The 17,712-nt window shown below is 70.3% G+C and carries 17 protein-coding genes; 8 read left to right on the top strand and 9 right to left on the bottom strand.

Going from position 1 to position 17,712, the window contains the following annotated elements; all coding sequences use genetic code 11:
* Positions 1-3: 3 nt before the first annotated feature.
* Positions 4-411: a hypothetical protein gene (locus E5F05_RS12645; protein WP_129118978.1), complete on the bottom strand. Its 408-nt coding sequence runs from the start codon at positions 409-411 to the stop codon at positions 4-6.
* A 103-nt stretch (positions 412-514) separates the two neighbouring features.
* Here E5F05_RS12645 and aroA point away from each other — a divergent pair, with 103 nt between their 5' ends.
* The 5 genes from aroA (at position 515) to E5F05_RS12670 (ending at position 5,746) form a co-directional block, all read left to right on the top strand.
* Entirely contained in the window at positions 515-1,837 is a 1,323-nt protein-coding gene (gene aroA, locus E5F05_RS12650) for a 3-phosphoshikimate 1-carboxyvinyltransferase (RefSeq protein WP_129118979.1), read from the top strand.
* Positions 1,838-1,913: 76 nt separating this feature from the next.
* Complete coding sequence (locus E5F05_RS12655; RefSeq protein WP_129118980.1) at positions 1,914-3,005, top strand: PQQ-dependent sugar dehydrogenase; 1,092 nt, start codon at positions 1,914-1,916, stop codon at positions 3,003-3,005.
* Between the two features lie 104 nt (positions 3,006-3,109).
* Positions 3,110-3,907: a nitroreductase family protein gene (locus E5F05_RS12660; protein ID WP_129118981.1), complete on the top strand. Its 798-nt coding sequence runs from the start codon at positions 3,110-3,112 to the stop codon at positions 3,905-3,907.
* Between the two features lie 76 nt (positions 3,908-3,983).
* On the top strand, positions 3,984-5,168 hold the full coding sequence (locus tag E5F05_RS12665) for a trans-sulfuration enzyme family protein (protein WP_129118982.1): 1,185 nt from the start codon (positions 3,984-3,986) through the stop codon (positions 5,166-5,168).
* 14 nt (positions 5,169-5,182) lie between these two features.
* On the top strand, positions 5,183-5,746 hold the full coding sequence (locus E5F05_RS12670) for an endonuclease dU (RefSeq protein WP_129118983.1): 564 nt from the start codon (positions 5,183-5,185) through the stop codon (positions 5,744-5,746).
* A 1-nt stretch (position 5,747) separates the two neighbouring features.
* On the opposite strand, the gene E5F05_RS12675 is transcribed toward E5F05_RS12670, so the two are convergent.
* The 3 genes from E5F05_RS12675 to E5F05_RS12685 form a co-directional block, all read right to left on the bottom strand.
* Positions 5,748-6,845 (bottom strand): M48 family metallopeptidase, encoded by a 1,098-nt coding sequence (locus E5F05_RS12675; RefSeq protein ID WP_129118984.1) that lies wholly within the window; start codon positions 6,843-6,845, stop codon positions 5,748-5,750.
* Between the two features lie 43 nt (positions 6,846-6,888).
* Complete coding sequence (locus E5F05_RS12680) at positions 6,889-8,046, bottom strand: YjgN family protein (RefSeq protein ID WP_129118985.1); 1,158 nt, start codon at positions 8,044-8,046, stop codon at positions 6,889-6,891.
* Positions 8,047-8,174: 128 nt separating this feature from the next.
* Positions 8,175-8,450: a cold-shock protein gene (locus E5F05_RS12685; RefSeq protein ID WP_129118986.1), complete on the bottom strand. Its 276-nt coding sequence runs from the start codon at positions 8,448-8,450 to the stop codon at positions 8,175-8,177.
* Positions 8,451-8,616: 166 nt separating this feature from the next.
* Between E5F05_RS12685 and E5F05_RS12690 the strand changes: the two genes are divergently transcribed.
* From E5F05_RS12690 to E5F05_RS12700, 3 genes are read left to right on the top strand one after another with little or no spacing between them, the layout of a single operon-like run.
* The gene (locus E5F05_RS12690) at positions 8,617-9,054 is read left to right on the top strand and encodes an NUDIX hydrolase (protein ID WP_129118987.1); all 438 of its coding nucleotides are present in this window, start codon (positions 8,617-8,619) and stop codon (positions 9,052-9,054) included.
* Between the two features lie 20 nt (positions 9,055-9,074).
* The gene (locus tag E5F05_RS12695) at positions 9,075-9,605 is read left to right on the top strand and encodes a gamma carbonic anhydrase family protein (protein ID WP_129118988.1); all 531 of its coding nucleotides are present in this window, start codon (positions 9,075-9,077) and stop codon (positions 9,603-9,605) included.
* Positions 9,602-10,477 (top strand): hypothetical protein, encoded by an 876-nt coding sequence (locus E5F05_RS12700; RefSeq protein WP_129118989.1) that lies wholly within the window; start codon positions 9,602-9,604, stop codon positions 10,475-10,477. The genes E5F05_RS12695 and E5F05_RS12700 overlap by 4 nt, the downstream gene beginning before the upstream one ends.
* Positions 10,478-10,532: 55 nt before the next feature.
* Here the strand turns inward: E5F05_RS12700 and ispH are convergent, their stop codons facing one another.
* The 5 genes from ispH to E5F05_RS12725 all read right to left on the bottom strand — a co-directional run bounded on the left by ispH (position 10,533) and on the right by E5F05_RS12725 (position 17,630).
* The gene (gene ispH, locus E5F05_RS12705) at positions 10,533-11,474 is read right to left on the bottom strand and encodes a 4-hydroxy-3-methylbut-2-enyl diphosphate reductase (RefSeq protein WP_221274258.1); all 942 of its coding nucleotides are present in this window, start codon (positions 11,472-11,474) and stop codon (positions 10,533-10,535) included.
* 136 nt (positions 11,475-11,610) lie between these two features.
* Entirely contained in the window at positions 11,611-13,062 is a 1,452-nt protein-coding gene (locus E5F05_RS12710) for a phospholipase D-like domain-containing protein (protein WP_241687156.1), read from the bottom strand.
* Between the two features lie 321 nt (positions 13,063-13,383).
* On the bottom strand, positions 13,384-15,057 hold the full coding sequence (locus E5F05_RS12715) for a glycerol-3-phosphate acyltransferase (protein ID WP_129118992.1): 1,674 nt from the start codon (positions 15,055-15,057) through the stop codon (positions 13,384-13,386).
* Between the two features lie 82 nt (positions 15,058-15,139).
* Entirely contained in the window at positions 15,140-16,138 is a 999-nt protein-coding gene (locus E5F05_RS12720) for an NAD(P)/FAD-dependent oxidoreductase (RefSeq protein ID WP_129118993.1), read from the bottom strand.
* A gap of 97 nt (positions 16,139-16,235) precedes the next feature.
* Positions 16,236-17,630 carry an FAD-dependent oxidoreductase gene (locus E5F05_RS12725; protein ID WP_129118994.1) on the bottom strand — a complete coding sequence of 465 codons (1,395 nt, stop codon included), beginning with the start codon at positions 17,628-17,630 and terminating at the stop codon, positions 16,236-16,238.
* Positions 17,631-17,712: the final 82 nt, after the last annotated feature.

A 17,712-nucleotide genomic window follows, 5' to 3' on the forward strand; every position in this document is an offset into this window, starting at 1 on the left:
TTCCTACTTGCGGTTGCTCTTGCTGAACGTGTCCGCAGGGGTCGGAGCGTTGACGGCGTCTTCCAACGCCTGGACGACTTGGGCGACGGGCAGCGTGAAGACGCCCGCCTCACCCCGCTCGTAAGCGGCGCGCCACTCCTCGTAGCCGCCTCCGTCGTCGCTTGGGGTAGCGTTCTGCTCCAGCAGGTCCGTCACACTCTGCTGGACCGCCTCCTCACTGATGGGCATGTGCCCGAGGTCTGTCTGAAGGCCGCTCGCCGTGAACGGGTTTCGCAGCCGTAGCCCCTGGAGTTGAATGTGCAGGACGGGCAGATCGCCCAGTGCCTCGCGGCGCAGGATGAGCAACGTGGAATCCTCCTCACCGGGACGGGTATGGTAGGCCCAGCGTTGACCGGGAGTGAAGTCAGGCATGTGCCCAGCCTAACGGCGGAAGTGGCCGGAACCATCGGCCATGTGGCCCACCTGTCTTGCCTCGTGCAGAGCCTCCCACTCTTCCGGGCGCTAGCCTCCCCCCATGACTGACGGCCTGCCCGAGCGTTTCGATGTCCTGGTCCACCCGGCCTCCGAACTCCGGGGCGAACGGCGCGCGCAGCCGAGCAAGAACTACACCACCCGGTATCTCCTCGCGGCGGCGCTGGCCGAGGGGGAGACGCGCGTAGTGGGCGCCGCGACCAGCGAGGACGCGGAAGCTCTGGTCCGTTGCCTGCGGGACTGGGGCGCGGGTGTGGAACGGGTGGGCGAAGACGTGGTGGTGCGCGGCTTCGGGGCGCATCCGCGCGCGGGCGTGACGCTCAATCCCGGCAACGCGGGGGCGGTCGCGCGCTTCCTGATGGGCGTGGCGGCCCTGACCACGGAGACGACCTTTGTCACCGACTACGCCGAATCGCTGGGCAGGCGGCCCCAGGGGGACCTGCTCGCGGCGCTGGAACGGCTCGGCGCGCGGGTGAGCAGCAACGGCGGACGGCTGCCCATCACCATCGGCGGCCCGGTGCGGGGGGGGCGGGTGGAGGTGTCGGCGGAGAGGTCGAGCCAGTACGCCAGCGCATTGATGTTCCTCGCGCCGCTGCTGCAAGAGGGCCTCGACCTGCGGCTGACGGGCGAGATCAAGAGCCATGCGCCGCTGCGGCAGACGCTCGACACGCTCGCCGCGTTCGGCATCCGGGCCACCGCCAGCGCCGACCTCACCCGCATCACCATTCCCGGCGGGCAGGCGTACCGGGCGGGCCGGGTGCTGGTGCCGGGGGACTATCCGGGGAGCGCGGCCCTGCTGGCTGCCGCCGCCCTTCTCCCCGGCGAGGTGACGGTGACGAACTTGCGGGCGGACGACCTCCAGGGCGAGCGCGAGGCCGTGGACGTGCTGCGCGCGATGGGCGCCGACCTCGTGCGCGAGGGGGACCGGGTGACGGTGCGCGGGGGAAAGCCCCTCCACGCTGTCACGCGCGACGGGGACGGCTTCACCGACGCGGTGCAGGCTCTCACCGCCGCCGCCGCCTTTGCTCACGGCACGACCACCTGGGAGAACGTGGCGACGCTGCGGCTCAAGGAATGCGACCGCATCAGCGACACGCGGCGCGAACTGGAACGGCTGGGGCTGAAGGCGAGCGAGACGGAAGGGAGCCTCAGCGTCACGGGGACCGAACGGCTGGCGGGGGGCGTCACCGTGGGCGGGCACGGCGACCACCGCATGATCATGCTGCTGACGCTGCTGGGCCTCAGGGCCGACGCGCCCATCCGCATCACCGGCGCGCACCACATCCGCAAGAGCTATCCGTCGTTTTTCCGGCACCTGGAGGGGCTGGGCGCGCGGTTCGAGTATCTGGCGACGGACGCGCCCTGAAGAGCGTGGGCTGGGGCGCTTCTGACCTTTACTTCCCTCCCCGCGCCCTCTCACGCCTGCGTGGTCTGCTGGCCTCATGCTGAAAAGAATGCTGGTGGCGGGTGCGCTGGCCCTCGCCGCGTCCGCTGGCGCGCAGACGCCCGACCTGAAAGCACCGGACGGCTTCAAGGTGACGGTGTTTTCCGAGGGGTTCAAGCAGCCGCGCTTTATGGCCGTTGCGCCCAACGGGGACGTGTTCGTGAGCGATCCGGGCGCCGGGACCGTCACGGTGCTGCCCGATCAGAACAAGAACGGCGTGGCGGACGGCAAGACCGTCTTTGCCTCTGGCCTGAACCGCCCGCACGGCCTCGCCTTCCACGACGGCTTCCTGTACGTGGCGAACACGGACGGCGTGGTGCGCTTCGCCTACCAGCCGGGGCAGAGGGAGGCGAGTGGCGCGCCGCAGAAGCTGCTCAGCCTGCCCAGCGGCGGCGGGCACTGGACGCGCACGGTGGTCTTCGGGCCGGACGGCAAGATGTATGTGGCGACCGGTTCTTCCTGCAACGTCTGCGAGGAGAGCAACAGCCACCGCGCCTCGGTGTGGGTCTACGACGCGGACGGCACCAACGGCAAGCCCTACGCGACCGGGCTGCGGAATCCGGTAGGTCTGGAGTGGTATGGCGGCACCCTCTACGCCACCAACAACGGGCGTGACATGCTGGGTGACAACCTCCCGCCCGAAGGCTTCTACAAGCTGAGGGCGGGCGGCTTCTACGGCTGGCCGTACTGCTACACGACCGAAGCCGGGCAGCCGCAGGTCTGGGACAAGGACTTCGGGAAGAAGAGTGCGGCGGTCTGCCAGGATGCCATCCCCGCCTTCGCCCTGACCACCGCGCACGCGGCGCCGCTGGGCCTGGCCTTTTACGACGGCAAGACTTTTCCCGACAAGTACCGCGGTCAGATGTTCGCCGCGCTGCACGGCTCGTGGAACCGCAGCACCAAGAGCGGCTACAAGGTGGTGACCGTCAACCCCGAAACGGGCCAGGTCGCGGACTTCCTGACCGGCTTCCTGAGCGGGCAACGGACGCTGGGCCGCCCCGTTGACCTCGTGGTGGCCCAGGACGGCGCGCTGCTACTGACGGACGACGACACGGGGCGCATCTGGCGGATTCAGTACATGGGGAAGTAGGGGTTAGGGATGAGGGGTGAGGAGCCAGAGCATTCGCCCAGGCTCTCCTCTTTCCTAACGCCTGACTCCCAATACCTAACCCCTTCCCGCGTATCCTGCCCCGCATGACCGCTGACCCGCTGACCCGCCCGACCCGCACGCCCAAGGAAGTCCGGGCCTTTTACGACACGCACCGTACCGTTCGCCACTACGTCACCCAGGCGGACGGCTCGCCGTTGCCGCTGCCCGAAGAGCATCTGGACGCCATTCTGCACGCGGCCCAGCGCGCCCCCACCGACGCGACCGCGCAGCTTTACTCGTTTATCCGGCTGGTGAGCCCGGAAGTCCGCGCCCGCGTGGCCGAACTCACCACGAATGCCCACATCGCCACCGCTTCCGAGGCGTTCGTGGTCTGCCTGGACGTGCGGCGGGTGGGCCGGGTGCTGGAGGTGGCGGGGCAGGGCGTGGGGCACTGGCCCGCCATCGCCGTGCATTTCGGCATCGGGGACGCGGTGCTGGCGGGGCAGAACCTGCTGACCGCCGCCGAGATGCTGGGCTATCAGGGCTGCTGGATCGGCGGCGTGCTGAACGGGCTGGAAGGCATCCTCGACGTGCTGGACCTGCCCGCCGGGGTGCTGCCCTTCGCGGCCCTCACCCTCGGCCTGCCCGCCGAGGAACCGCCGCTGCGCCCGCGTCTGCCCCGTCCCTTGGTCGTCCACGAGGACCGTTACCGGGACGGCACGGAGGAGGAACTGCGCCAGGGCATCGAGGTGATGAACCCCATTGCGGCGCGGCGGGGCCAGCCGGGGGACTGGGTGCGGTTGCTGCGGGCCTACTTCGCGCCTGGGGGCAGCATGGAGAAACGCGAGCCGGGTCTGGTGGCGGCGCTGAAACGGCAGGGGTTGTGGGCGGGGGGGGAGTAGAGGAGGCGACAATCTGAACGCGGGGACCAGGCGCGGAACTGGACCGGCACCCGCGCCAAAGCGTTAGCCTGATCCGGTGACGCCCGCCGACTACGACCTGACCACCCTCGCCGCCCGCGCCGGGGAGGAGGCCCGCCCGAACAGCAGTGTTCCCCTGGTAGAACCCATCTACCAGTCCACCGTCTACGCCTTCCCCGACCTCGACGCCCTGGAAGGAGCTATGAGCGTCGAGGACCCGGCCAGCTTCTACTACCGCAACGGCACGCCGAACGCGGGGACGCTGGAACGCGCCCTCGCCACGCTGGAGGGGACGGAGGCCGCGCTGGTCGCAGGAAGTGGTATGGCCGCCATCAGCGCCGCGCTGCTGGGTGTCCTGAAGGCCGGAGATCACATCGTCGCGGACGCCCGCGTGTACGGCGTGACCTACGCCCTGCTCGCGGAGGAGTTCCCGCGTCTGGGGATCACGACCACCTTTGTGGACGCTTGCGACCCGGAGGCGGTGGAGGCGGCTTTCCGCCCGGAAACGCGCGTGCTGCACGTCGAGAGCCTCACCAATCCCCTCATGACGGTGCCGGACGTGCCCCGGCTGGCGGACCTGGTCCACGCGCGCGGGGCGCTACTGAGCGTGGACAACACCTTTGCCAGTCCCGCCGTCTTCCGTCCGGCGCTGCACGGGGCGGACCTCGTGACGCATTCGGTCAGCAAGTATCTCAGCGGGCACAGCAATGCCTTTGGGGGCGTGGTGTGCGGCCCCGCGGACCTGATCGCTCCGGTCCGCACGCGCCTGCTGCGGCTGGGCGGCACCATGAGCGCCTTCGACGCCTGGATGACCCTCCAGGGCCTCAAGACGCTCGGGCTGCGGATGCGTGCCCACAGCGGCAACGCGCAGGCCGTGGCGGACGTGCTGGCGAACCATCCCCGCGTGCGGGCCGTGTACCACCCCGGCCTCGCAGGGCACCCGCAGTTCCACCTCGCGCAGGAGTTGTTTCCGAACGGCTTCGGCGGGATGCTCAGCGCCGACATCGAGGACGCGCCCGCCTTCGTCCGCGCGCTCGCTGGCCGCATTCCCCTCGCGCCCAGCCTGGCGGACGTGGTGACCACCCTCTCCTGGCCCTGGGGCACCAGCCACCGCGCCCTCCCCGAAGCCGAACGCCGCCGCCTGGGGATCACGCCGGGCCTCCTGCGCCTGAGCATCGGCATCGAGGAGATTGGCGACCTGCTGACCGACATCGAGGGGGCACTGGAGACGGCGGGAGGCTGAGCCCCGCTCCCGGCATGTCCTTCTCCCACGCCATCGGCTTCGACGACGCCCCCTTTGCCCGTGAGCATCGCGGCAATGTCGCCATCTACGGCACCGTCTACGCGCGGGACACCCTGCATGGTGTGGTCAGCGGGCGGGTGCGGCGCGACGGGCGCAACAGCACGTCCGAACTCGCCCGGCTGGTGACGGCGAGCGGCGCGCGGGAGCACCTGCACCTGATCCTGCTTCAGGGCGTGGCGCTGGCGGGCTTCAACGTGGTGGACGCGCCCGCCCTGAGCGCGCTGACCGGCCTGCCCGTCCTGATCGTGGCGCGCCGCCCGCCCGACGTTGACCGCCTCCGCGCCGCCCTGCTGACCCGTGTGCCGGGCGGGGCCAGGAAGTGGCGGCTGATCGAGGCGCTGGGGCCGATGGAACCGTGCCGGGGCGTGTGGGTGCAGCGCGTGGGCCTGAGCTTGCCGCAGGCGGAAGCCGCCCTCGCTACCTTGACGGTCACGGGCCGCATTCCCGAACCCCTGCGCGCCGCACACCTGATCGCCGGGGGTGTCACGCGGGGGAGCAGCCGGGGTGGGCGGGTGTAGGTCAGCGCCCCCGTGTCTCGATCTCCCGCAGGTGCCGGATGCGCTGCGCGGTGCCGGGGTGGGTCTGGAGGAGGTCCGCTGTGTGGCTGCCTTCCTCCACGCTGTTCTCGTCCGCGTTCCGGTCCCCCTCTTCCAGCCGGGCCAGAAGGTCGCGCAGCGGTTTGGTGGTGCCGTACGCCTGCATCAGGTAACGGCCTGCCACCTCGTCCGCCTGCGTCTCGGCGGCGCGCGAGTAGCCGTTGCGCAGGAGGGAGGCGGGGACGGCGGCCGCAAACGTGCCCGCGCTGATCAGGTCCCCCGTCACGGCCACCGACAGCAGCGTCAGCCCCAGGCCCTGATACACGCTCGCCAGCGTATGCCGCCCGGTCACGTGTCCCGTCTCGTGCGCGAGGACGCCCAGCAGTTCCCGGTCGTTGTGCGCCAGGGCGACGAGCTGGTCGGTCAGCACCACCGTGCCGTCCGGGAGCGCGAAGGCGTTCGCCCCGAGCTGGAAGGGCGCGTCTTCCGGTTCACCGTCGCGCAGCAGCAGGCGGTAGGGATACCCATGATCCGCCCAGGCCGCCACACGCCGGAACGCGGCCTGAAGGTGCGCCTGCCGCGCGGCACTGAGCCTGCTGGGGCCGAGATAGCCTCCCTCTTCCAGAACCTGGACCGTTTCGCGGTCAAAGGTCGCCAGCACGCTGCGCGGTGTGGCGCTCGCGGCCCCGCGGGCCAGCGCCGGAAGGCCGTAGGCCACGAAGGCCCACGCGAAGGCCAGCGTCAGAGCGAGCGCGGCGAGGGCCGTCCACCAGCGCGTTTCCAGGCGGCGGACCCGGCCCAGCGCGCGGTTGCGCCCGGTGCGGGCCTCCAGCGCCGTCACGGCGGCATCGTCTGCCGTCTCGAAACGCGAACCGTCGGGGAACTTCAGCACGCGCCGCACGCCGGGGACGGGCGGGTCGATACGGAGCTGCGTCAGGGGCCAGCGCGTTTCCAGCCCCCCCTCGGCCTGAAGCCGCACGTCTTCCCCCGTCACGTCCAGGGCCGCGGCCCGGTCGCGGCTGGTCCGCCCATCGAAGAACACGCCGGACAGCGAGAGGCTGGAGGGGCCAGAGGTCGTCACGGGGCACCCCGGGGGCCGTGCGGATGGGGACCGGACCGGGGCATCAGAACCCCAGGTTGATGTCGAGCAGTTCCGTCGCCGCCTCCCCGAGCGCGCTCTCGGGCGGGGTGACATCGGCGGCGAAATCGTCCAGGCTGGCAATCGCCCGCACCTGCACGCCCTGCGCGATGTAACGGGTGCGGCGCACGGCGGCCCAGGGCGTCGCCAGGCCCAGCGTGAGAATCTGCGCCAGCGTGTTCGACACGCCGATCCACGTCAGCCGCCAGGGGCTGAAGGTCGCGCCCGTGCGGACCACGCCGCCCACCTCCACCCGGTTCAGCACGTAACGCAGGGTCGCGGCCCTCACGTACTGCCAGGCGACGGCGTAGAGGGCGAGGAAGGCGAGGTACGCGGTCAGCAGGGCGAGCAACACGCCCAGGCTGAGGCTGCCTGCACCGAGGCCGGGCAGGTCACTCAGCACAAACAGCAGCGCGAACACCGGCACGGCCAGCAGCACCGCCCCCCCTATCCCGACCGCCAGCCCGGTCAGCCCGATCACGTAAAAGTCCCCCACATCCCCCCGGAAGGAGGCGCGGGCACTGCCGTAGGCGGCGTTCTGCACCTGATAGCGCCGCTGCATGAACCACGCCCAGGGCAGGGCCAGCCCGCCGGTCAGGAGCGCCGCGATATTCGCCAGCCCGTAGGTCAGATAGGCGCCCCCCGCCTTCCCGTGATACCGGAACCGCAGCCCCCGGTAGGTCGTGCTCGCGGCCACGAACCGCAGCGACTTCATCACCAGCCAGGGGTACAGCCCGAAGAACAGCACGCCGATCCCGCCCGCAATCCACAGGGTCGAGTCGAAGTTGGCCGTGACCGAGTACGTCAGGAAAAACGCGCCCACGATCAGGTACCCGCGCAGCAGCGCGACCGGGTTGGCGTTGTACTCGAAGTTCTGCCCGTCCAACCAGGTGTGCCCGTAGAAATACTGCCGCTGCCGCACCCGCGCCCACGGCAGGTACACCCCCAGCGTCACGATGCTGAGCGCCGTATTCACGATCCAGAGGCGGAAATACTCGCCCGCCTGCCCGGTGAAGGTCAGCGGATAGGTGGTGACCGTGGGGGGCAGGGGAGGAAGGTGCTCCCCCTCTTCCCGCTCGGCGGCCAGCGCCGGGGGAGGGAGGTCGTGTCGGCCCGGCGGAGCGGGAGGCGGGGCATCGGTCATGGGTGCATCCTACGGGCGGCCAGCAGGAACCGCCTCTGAGACGAGGTGCCTGTGACAAGGCACCTGTGACAAGGCGAGGGGGCGAGCCGCACGCAGGCGCTCACCCCCGAATGTTCAGGTGTCCCGGCTTACCAGCGGCTGCCGCCGCCACGGTTCCCGCCGCCCATGCTGCTGCCACCCATGGGCGCAGGTGCGGCGTTCGTGACGACCACGTTCTTGGCCTGCGGGCCTTTGTTGCCCTGGCCGGGCTCGACCTCGAACTCGACCTCGTCACCCTCGTTCAGCTTGCGGAAGCCGCCGCTCTGGATGGCGCTGTAGTGCACGAACACGTCAGGGTTGCCGGGATGTTCGATGAACCCGTAGCCCTTTTCGACGTTAAACCACTTTACCCGACCTTGAGCCATAACTCTCCTTGCATCCCATTGCCCAGTACCCGGCACACGGCCCTCTGAGCCGGTGCCTCTTCAGGGGTGGACTTGAGACAAGTGCAGTATCGCACGTTCGGCCAGGGAAGGTGGCCGCAAATCGGTAAACATTAAAGGCCCCCGGCCGGGCACGTATACTCCCGGCATGGTTTCCCCTTCTGGCCCGGCCGCCCCCAGCACCGCTCCCACGCCCGGCGCGGGCGGCGTGGTGCTGGACGGCGGCGGGCGCGTGCTGCTGGTGCGGTACCGCAGCGGGGCCTGGGCCTTTCCCAAGGGGCACGTCGAGGCGGGGGAGACGCTGGAACAGACCGCCGTGCGCGAGGTGCGCGAGGAAACCGGCGTCAGCGCGGCGCCCCTGGCCCCCCTGCCCCCGACCCGTTACACCAACGACCGGGGCGAGGCCCGCCTGATCCACTGGTTCGTGATGCGCGCCGCGCCGGAGGCCCCGACCACCCTGGAGGACACCTTCGCGGAGGGCGGCTTTTTTGCGGCGGACGTGGCGGCGGCTATGTTAACTTACCCTGAAGACCAACAGTTGCTGCGCGCCGCGCTGGCCCTGGCCCCCGCCCTGGCTGGCCTGTGAACGCAGCGCCCGGAGGACCCATGCCCCTGTATGCGCTCGACGGAGTTTGCCCGGACCTGCACCCCACCGCTTTTGTCGCGCCCAGCGCCGACCTGACCGGCCAGGTGACGGTCGGTGAGGACGCCAGCGTGTGGTTCGGGGTGGCCGCGCGCGGCGACATCGAGGCCATCACCATCGGGCCGCGCTGCAACGTGCAGGACGGGGCCGTGCTGCACACCGACCCCGGCTTCCCCTGTGTGCTGGAGGCCGATGTGACGGTGGGGCACCGCGCCGTCGTCCACGGAGCGCACTGCGCGCCCGGCAGTCTGGTGGGCATGGGCGCCATCATGCTCAACGGCTCCCGTCTGGGCGCGGGGGCGGTGCTGGCTGCCGGGGCGCTGCTGCGCGAGGGGCAGGAGGTGCCCGACGGGATGCTCGCGGTGGGCGTGCCCGCCCGGGTGGTGCGTGAGGTGGAGCCTCCGGCCAACGCCGCGCGCTACGTGGAGAACGCCGCCCGTTACCGCCGGGGCCTCCGCGCGCTGGAGCGGCCCGTTGCGCGGAGGGAAGGATGATTCCGCCCAACGAGGGTTCACAGGGCGACGGCCTGCACGGTGATGGGCTGCACGCGGACCCGCCCCACCCCTCCGGCCCGGGCGGGGAGCCGCCGGAGGAACTCGCGGAATGGATTCCCGACCTCGTCCCGATGTTTCCGGGCGCGTCTCCCTTTCTCGCGCGCTTTCTGCCGCAGTCTCCGCCCACCCACGCGGGCCTCAAGATTCAGTTCTGCGACCTGCACGCCTTTCTGAAGTATCTGCACGAGGGGGCGTGGTTCGGCTACCTGTACGCGACCCTGGGGGACCTGAGCGCCTACGTGCTGCTGTTCGAGGGCCGCACGGTCACGGCGGGGGCCGCGAACGCCACCGGGGAGCAGGCCCTCGGTGAACTGCTGAACCTCTACGAGCAGGGGGCCTCGCTCAGCGCGCATCCGCTCCCGCCGACCTACGCGCACGTGCTGAGCGGCGTGGGCAGCCGCGCCTGGAAATTCAACCTGACCGAAGACTTCACCGGGCTGCACGCCCGGCCCAGCGGCGCGATCTTCTACGTGCGCGGCGAGATCATCGCCACCATGCCCGCCACCCTCCCCTACGAGGGCGCCTTTCCCGCCCCGCTGCGCCCCCAGACGCTGATCCTGCCCAGCAGCCTCGCCGGGTGGGCGCACCGGAACTACGCCCTGATGCTGCGGGGCCGCGACGCCCTGAACCCCATCCTCGACGTTCACCGCAGTTTCCGCGCCCAGTACGGGGCGGTGGGCCTCGCGCTCCTGCGCGCCCTGCACGAGCACCTCTCGCCCGCCGAGTACGCCATGCGGAGCGACCTCGCCCTGCACGACCTCGAACCGCTGGTGCAGGAGTTTCTGCGGACGGGATACATCCGCGAGGGGTAGCCGAGGGCCGGGAAAAGCTCAGGTTGTGGCGCTTCGCGCCCTCTGCGCTGGTGCTTTACTGCATCGTGCGCGGCAGCGTCTGCCCCGGCAGAATCTTTTTCGGCTCGCGGAATTCGATGTTCTCCCACTCGCCTTCCTCGATCACGGCGAGGTCGGGGTTCAGGCGGCGGAAGTGCGCGACCACGTCCTGCACCAGATCGTCGGGCGTGCTGGCCGCGCTGGTGATGCCCAGCGAGCGCACCCCCGTCAGGTCGAGGCCCGCGAGGTCCGCCGCCGTTTCCAGCCGCTCGGCCCGGCCGCACAGGTCGCGGGCGAGTTCGAGCAGCCGCATCCCGTTGCTGGAGTGCGTGCTGGTCAGCACCAGAAAGGCGTCCACCTGCGGGGCGATGGCCTTGACGGCGTCCTGGCGGTTCTTGGTGGCGTAGCACAGGTCCTCGCTGGGCGGAATCACCAGCTTCGGGAAGCGGGCTTTCAGGATGTCGATGGTGCGCCGGGTGTCGTCCACGCTGAGGGTCGTCTGCGTCAGGACCACCACCCGCCCGGGGTCGGGGACCTCGACGGTGTGGGGGTCGTGCAGGCCCTCGCCGCTCTTGCCCAGCACGCCGACCACGATGGTGTGTTCGGGCGCCTCGCCGCGCGTGCCGATCACCTCCTGGTGCCGGGCGCTGTCCCCGATCAACAGGATGGTGTAGCCCTCGCGGGCGTACTTTTTCGCCTCGGTGTGGACCTTGGTGACGAGGGGGCAGGTCGCGTCGATGGTGCTCAACCCCAGCACCCGCGCCCGCTCGCGCACGGCGGGGCTGATGCCGTGGGCGCTGAAGACGACCGTTTCACTGCCGTCGGGCAGCGCCCCGATGTCATCCAGGCTCTCCACGAAATGCACGTCGTGCTGGTTCTGGAGCCGCTCCACAACCGTGTGGTTGTGCACGATGGAGTGGTAGACCGTCACCGGCCGGTCCTCGGCCTGCGCGGCCCGCTCGACCGCCCGGATCGCCATGACCACACCCGCGCAGAAGCCGCGCGGCTTGGCGAGATGAATACGTTCAACCTGTGATGAGGCTCCCGTCACCCCCCCAGTGTAGGCGGGGAGGCCGGGTGAGAGGGTGCGGGAAGTCCCGGAAGATGCCGTTCGGTCAGGGCTTCGGCGCCTCCACGTTCCGCATCCACCATTCCTGCGGCACCTCGCGGCTGTGGTGGGCCCACAGGTCCTCAAAGCTGGCGCGCTGCTCGGCCACCGCCCGCGCGTCCGTGGTCGCCAGCATCGCCTCGTTCAGCCCGAGGGGTCCCCAGGCCGAGAAGTGCAGGTTCTGACTCCCGGCCAGCACCATCTGGTCGTCCACCGTCATCGCCTTGGTGTGCATGTTCAGGGTCACGTAGCGTGCCTCGAAGCGGTCCTCGATGCCGCGCCGCCGCGCCTCCAGCCGCATCAGCGCCACTCCGCTGCGGTTTGCGGCCCGGTCGGTGCCGTAGTCCACCATCAGCGCGCGGACCTTCACGCCGCGCTCCATCGCCTCCAGAACGGCGCGGAAGTATGTGGGCCAGGTGCTGACCGGGCAGTCGTCGGGGTTCAGGTAGGCGTACCAGCAGTGCAGGCTGGGGCTGAATTCCGCCTGCATCAGATCGAGGCTCCGCTGCGCCGCACCGAACAGGGCCGCTTCGGCGCGGTCGGCCTGGTCGAACCCGGGACGGCGGTAAAGCAGGAAGGCCCGCGCTTCCCCGGCGGGCACCAGCGTCCGGGCCAGCGCCGGGTGGGTGGGCGCTTCCGGTGGGGCGAGGGTGCAGGCGCTCATCACCGCGTCTGCCGCCGTGCCCACCGGACAGGTCACCTCATGGGAGTGCCGCCAAAGGTCATCGAAGACCGCCACCCCGTCCTGCGCGACCGGGCCGCGCATCCGCAGGCCCAGATCGTGCAGGCTCCGCCCGCCGGGCCGCGTGTCGGGGAGATGCACGTCCGTATAGTTGTACCCGGATACCGTCAGGTCCTGACCGTCGATGACATGGAGTTTGACGTGGCTGTGCGGAAAATAGTCGTAGTTGGCGACCGCCAGGTGCCAGCCCGCCACCGCGTCATTTGGCGGCACCCCCAGCCGCGTGAGGTCCCGCACGAGTTCGAGCGCCTGCGTGGCCCCGTCCCGGCGCTTCAGGTCCGGATAGCCGCCCAGCGAGACGCGCACGGTCATTCCTTCCGGGTAGGCTGCCGGGTTCGCCCTGACCCTGGTGTACAGGTCCCGCACCGCCTGCGCGAAGGTCCACCCGGGATGCCCCTCGCCCGCCTGCCACTCCATGCTGGCGAGCAGCACTTCCGCCCGGGCACCGCGCACCTGCTGCGCCGCCACGTCGAAGGCATCCGGCTGCTCGGGCGTCCCCGGCGTCCGCAGGAAGCCCACGAAGGCATTCGCGCAGGAGTGGTCGGGCCTTCCTCCCTCGGTCGTGACGCGCCAGAGCGCCAGCTCCAATGGCTCGCTCGGCGCGGGACAGGTCAGCGCTGACGGATTGAGGGGCGCGGCAGGCAGCACGCCGCCCAGCCCCACCGGAAATTCCGCCGCCCCGGTCCACCCGGGGAGGGTCAGACCGACAAGGAGCAACGGACGCAGGCAAGAGCGGGGGAAGCGCACCATCGTCCCAGAAGATAGGCCCTCCTCCCAGGTGGCAAGGATGAGGCTTCCTGACGGACCGTGAAGCCTTGGGGGGAGCCTCATCCCGACTTGCCCTGATTCCAGAACATCCGGGAAAGTGCCGAATGTTCGCGTTGGCCGGAGGCTCAGGAACGGCCCCTCGCCTGTCTTGCAGCGAACGCCGGAGGCTCACTCGCTCATGGTCCATCGCCGCAAGCCGGGATGTTCTTCTCGCTCTGCTTCGCAGCTTTGCAAGTCCGCTCGCCCCTCGTCACTCCCCTGAAGGTCGTATCAGTCCACCACCGTGAAGCCCAGCCGGTCGGCCTGCTCCACGAAGAAGTTGATGTTCTCCGTCAGCGTCTGCGGCCCCAGGCTTTTGCGCTCGTGTTCGCCGGTCGCCGCGATGATCAGCGTCTCGGCCAGGCAGGCGGGCACCGCGCCCTCCCCAAATTGCAGGTCGATGTTGCTGGTCATGCCGCCGGGGGGGCGCACCACGCCGCCGGGAATCACCCGCACGCCCGGCACCTCCCGCACGCTCTCGTCCACGTCGGCGGGGCGGCCCTCGTCGAAAATCCAGGCGCCGGGCTTGACGTGCTGCGGGAAGATCACGGGATTGGGGTCCGAGGTGGCGCTGAAGATCAGGTCGGCGTCCTTGAGGGTGTCGTAGTCCGTCGTGGTGACGATCTCCGTCTCCTTCGCCGCCCGGCGCAGGGTGTTCGCGCTGCGCGAGAGCCGCTCCAGGTCCCGCCCGACCATGATCACCTTGCCGACCTGCGGCGCGATGGTGCGGGCGATTCCGAAGGCCACCACGCCGTTCGCCCCGACGATGCCCGCCGTCGCTTCCTTCAGATCGCGGCCCGTCTGCTGGAAGTGGTCCAGAATGCCGGGAATCGCCGCCTTGATGGTGCCGCTGGTGTACGCCCCGCCGTTCGTGACGGTGATTTCCGGCACCGCCGCCTGCACGTCCACGCCCTTGTTGCCCACCACGCTCCAGAAGGCCCCCAGGCCGAACACCTCCGCCCCCAGCTCATGCGCGAGGCGGGCGCCCTCGATGGCGCGGCGCGTGGCGAGGTCGGGCTGATCGCGGAACACGTCGGGGAGGAGGGGACTGCTCAGCAGGTAGCAGCGGATTTCCTGGCCTCCCGCCGTCTTGATGCCGTGCAGTTCCCCGACCTTCATGGGCCGCAGGTTCTGGGCCATCTGCCGCACGCTCGCCTCGCTGATCACGCCGCGCTCGACCAGCGGCTTCATCCACGCGAAGCGCGGCGACTGCCAGAAGTTCTCCAGCGTCATCGGGTGAATCATGAAGGCGGTGACCACCTGATCGGCGCGTTTTCCGGCCATCGGCACGTCCTCCCCGAAGCGCGGCTCGGTGCGGTCGAGGATGCGCCCCAGGTTCTCCTTGAAGCGCCAGGTGGCCGCCACCAGCAGCGCCAGCGCCCCCAGCTTGGCGGGAATGCCCAGCGGCGACAGCGCGACCAGCGCCGCGAAGACGAGCAGCCCCGCGAGCGTCGCCGTACTCACGTACCCCCAGAACCCCACGGCCGCCGCGTACACGACCACCGGCAGGACCGTCAGCCAGAAGCTCAGGCCCCCCGCCACCGACAGCCCCGCCATCACCCCCAGCAGCACCAGATTTCCCCGCCCACGCGGCGGCATGTCCCCGTACAGGAAGCGCGGCGGATTGAGGTGCCCCAGGTACGCGGCGAGGGCAGCCAGGACACACAGTTCCGGCGAGTGAAGGCTGGAGGCCATCAACACCGCCAGGAATCCTTTCGCGAAGTCCAGCCCGGCACTCGCCGCGGCCAGCCCCGGCCCGACCCTTCGCAGCACGTTCTCGATGCCCAGGTTGTACGCGCTGTTCACGCGCGGGTTCACGCCCATGCGGGAAAGCAGCCAGTGCCCCAGCGGCAGACTCCCCACCAGAAACGCGACACCCAGGAGCAGCACGGACAGAAAGGCCATGCGGGGCATTCTAGCCGGGCGGCGCGGACTCGTAGAGCTGCGAAGCAGAGGGAGCGTCAAGCCTTTCACTAACCCCTAACGCCTACCCCCTCCCCGGATACCCGCCCCGCTCGCTGCTGTGGCCCGGACGCACCTTCAACTCGGGCCGGACGTGGTGCGCGGCGTGGTTGGCAGTGACCGCAGCCTGCGCGAAGGCCAGCGAGAGCAGCTTGAAGTCCCCGCCAGAACGGGCGAGGTCACCGATCACGTAGACGCCGGGCAGGGCCGTCTGCCCGCCGGGGCCGTCCGGCACGTACTCGCCGTTCCAATCGAGGGGCCAGCCCAGCAGGGGAGAGAGGTCGGGCAGGTAGCCGTTCAGGACCAGCACCGTGTCGGCCTGGACCTCCACCGTCTCGCCTCCCACCGCCAACTCGGCGCCGTCCGGGGTGAGCCGGGCCAGCACGGCGGGGGCCAGCACGCGCACGCGGCCCGCCTGCCGCTCCGTCTCCAGCCGGGAAAGGGCCAGTGGGTCACCCCGGAACCCGGCCCGCCTGTGCGTGAGGGTGACCGTGGCGCCCGCCTCTGCCAGTTCCAGCGCCGCCCGCGTCGCCTGCGGGACGCCGCCCACGACGAGGACCCGCCGCCCGGCCAGCCCGGCGGGGTCAGGCAGGTCCGTCCTCACGTCCGGGTGAGCTTCGGCGCCCAGCACGCGCACCTCACGCGGCAGCAGCGCGCCCAGGCCCGCTGCCAGGATCACCGCCCCTGCCGCATACCGCTCTCCGTCCGTGCCGACCACCCAGCCGTCCTCTCCATCCGGGTCCAGCGTCCGGGCGATCTCACCTGTCCGGAGGTCCACGTTCAGCGGTGCCAGTTGGGCGAGCAGAGCGGCCACGAGTTCCCCCGCCCGCACCTGCGGCACGCCCGGCGCGTCGTAGATCACCTTGTCCGGATACAGCGCCATCAACTGCCCGCCCAGCTCGCCGCGCGCCTCCAGCACCCGCACGCTCAGCCCCCGCCAGGCCGCGTAAAAGGCCGCGTGCAGTCCCGCCGGGCCGCCGCCGATCACCAGGATGTCCGTGCGCGGGACGGGCTTGGTCTGCATGGGGGGGAGTATGGCAGATGGCCGAAAGCCGAGGGCAGAGGGCAAAGAAACCGGGTTGCCCCGGCCTCTCGCAGTCCTGCCCCTCCGCCCCCGGTCTTTAGCCCTCGGCCCGCTGCATCTCCTTGCGGCGGTGGCTGAGCATCTCGTGCTTGTGGACGACCTTGGCGCGGGGGCGGCCCTGTGCCTGGCCCTGGGCGAGTTCGTGGGCATCCAGCGTCTGCCAGTCCTCGAAGCTGTACACGTCCACGCCCCTGCTCTTCAGCAGCGCATCCACCGCTGCCCGGGTGGGCTGGCCCGCTGTGGGAAGGGTTCCCGCCTGCGCGTCCTTGATCAGGTGGGCCACCGTATCCACCGCGTCCTTGCGGTTGGTCCCGATCACCCCGCTGGGCCCCCGTTTGATCCACCCGGCGGTGTACTCGCCCGCCCGACCTTCCACCCGCCCCTCGGTGTTGGGAATCACGCCGCGTTTCTCGTCGAAGGGGACGCCCGGCAGGCCCACGCCCTTGTACCCCACCGAGCGCAGCACCATCTGCACCGGCAGCGTCTCGTACTCCCCGGTCCCCACCGCGTTCCCATTCTCGTCCAGGCGGTTTTTCTCGACCTTCAGCCCGCCCACGTTGCCCTGACCGTCGTCCAGAATCTCGACCGGCGACACCAGGAAGCGCAGGTGAATGCGGCGGGGCTTGCCCCCCGGTGTCCGCCCGGCGAAGTCGCGCAGCACTTCCAGATTCTTCTTCACCACGTTGTCGCTGACCTGGGCCTCTTCCGCCTCGCTGACGGCGATCTCCTCCGGCTTGACGATGGGGTCGGCGCCGCTCAACTCTCCGAACTCGCGCAGTTCCTTGGTGGTGAATTTGGCCTGGAGGGGACCGCGCCGTCCCAGCACCCACACGTCCTGCACCGGGCTCTGCTCCAGCGCCGTCAGCGCGTGGGCCGCGATATCACTGCCCTGCAATTCCTCCACGGTCTTGACCAGGATGCGGCTCACGTCCAGCGCCACGTTCCCCACGCCGACCACCGCCACGCCGGTCGCGTTCAGCACCATCTCGCGGGCGGCGGCGTCGGGGTGGCCGTTGTACCAGGCGACGAACTCGGTGGCGCTCATGCTGCCCTTCAGGTCCTCGCCCGGAATTCCCAGGCGGCGGTCCGAGGAGGCGCCGACGGTGTAGATCAGGGCGTCATAGTGGGCGCGGGCCTCGTCGTAGGTGAGATCGGTCCCGAATTCGACATTGCCGAGGAAGCGCACGCGCGGGTCGGACAAGGTCTTTTCGAACCCCTTGGTCACGCTCTTGATGGTGAGGTGGTCGGGGGCGACGCCGTAGCGCACCAGACCGTAGGGGGTGGGCAGGCGGTCGAACACGTCCACCTGAACGGGGACTTCGGCCTGCTTGAGCAGGGCCTCGGTGGCGAAGACACCGCTGGGGCCGCTGCCGATCACCGCCACCCGCAGGGGGCGCTCGGGGGTGAAGTGCTGCTGGGAGGGGGTCGTCATGGGGCGAGTGTAGCGGGCAGGCCCGGCCCCGGTGTGATCTGAATCTGGACGAATCCGGTCCGGTTTAGGAAGTGCCTCCATA

The sequence above is a fragment of the Deinococcus metallilatus genome (genome assembly GCF_004758605.1).
Lineage (GTDB): Bacteria > Deinococcota > Deinococci > Deinococcales > Deinococcaceae > Deinococcus > Deinococcus metallilatus.

Bases quoted from the DNA above. Each gene is read 5' to 3' on its own strand.
- aroA (WP_129118979.1), top strand. From the start codon at position 515: ATGACTGACGGCCTGCCCGAGCGTTTCGATGTCCTGGTCCACCCGGCC.
- E5F05_RS12700 (WP_129118989.1), top strand. From the start codon at position 9,602: ATGATTCCGCCCAACGAGGGTTCACAGGGCGACGGCCTGCACGGTGAT.
- E5F05_RS12690 (WP_129118987.1), top strand. From the start codon at position 8,617: ATGGTTTCCCCTTCTGGCCCGGCCGCCCCCAGCACCGCTCCCACGCCC.
- E5F05_RS12670 (WP_129118983.1), top strand. From the start codon at position 5,183: ATGTCCTTCTCCCACGCCATCGGCTTCGACGACGCCCCCTTTGCCCGT.
- E5F05_RS12680 (WP_129118985.1), bottom strand. From the start codon at position 8,046: ATGACCGATGCCCCGCCTCCCGCTCCGCCGGGCCGACACGACCTCCCT.
- E5F05_RS12655 (WP_129118980.1), top strand. From the start codon at position 1,914: ATGCTGAAAAGAATGCTGGTGGCGGGTGCGCTGGCCCTCGCCGCGTCC.
- E5F05_RS12685 (WP_129118986.1), bottom strand. From the start codon at position 8,450: ATGGCTCAAGGTCGGGTAAAGTGGTTTAACGTCGAAAAGGGCTACGGG.
- E5F05_RS12695 (WP_129118988.1), top strand. From the start codon at position 9,075: ATGCCCCTGTATGCGCTCGACGGAGTTTGCCCGGACCTGCACCCCACC.
- E5F05_RS12725 (WP_129118994.1), bottom strand. From the start codon at position 17,630: ATGACGACCCCCTCCCAGCAGCACTTCACCCCCGAGCGCCCCCTGCGG.
- E5F05_RS12660 (WP_129118981.1), top strand. From the start codon at position 3,110: ATGACCGCTGACCCGCTGACCCGCCCGACCCGCACGCCCAAGGAAGTC.
- E5F05_RS12715 (WP_129118992.1), bottom strand. From the start codon at position 15,057: ATGGCCTTTCTGTCCGTGCTGCTCCTGGGTGTCGCGTTTCTGGTGGGG.
- E5F05_RS12720 (WP_129118993.1), bottom strand. From the start codon at position 16,138: ATGCAGACCAAGCCCGTCCCGCGCACGGACATCCTGGTGATCGGCGGC.
- ispH (WP_221274258.1), bottom strand. From the start codon at position 11,474: ATGGCGATCCGGGCGGTCGAGCGGGCCGCGCAGGCCGAGGACCGGCCG.
- E5F05_RS12645 (WP_129118978.1), bottom strand. From the start codon at position 411: ATGCCTGACTTCACTCCCGGTCAACGCTGGGCCTACCATACCCGTCCC.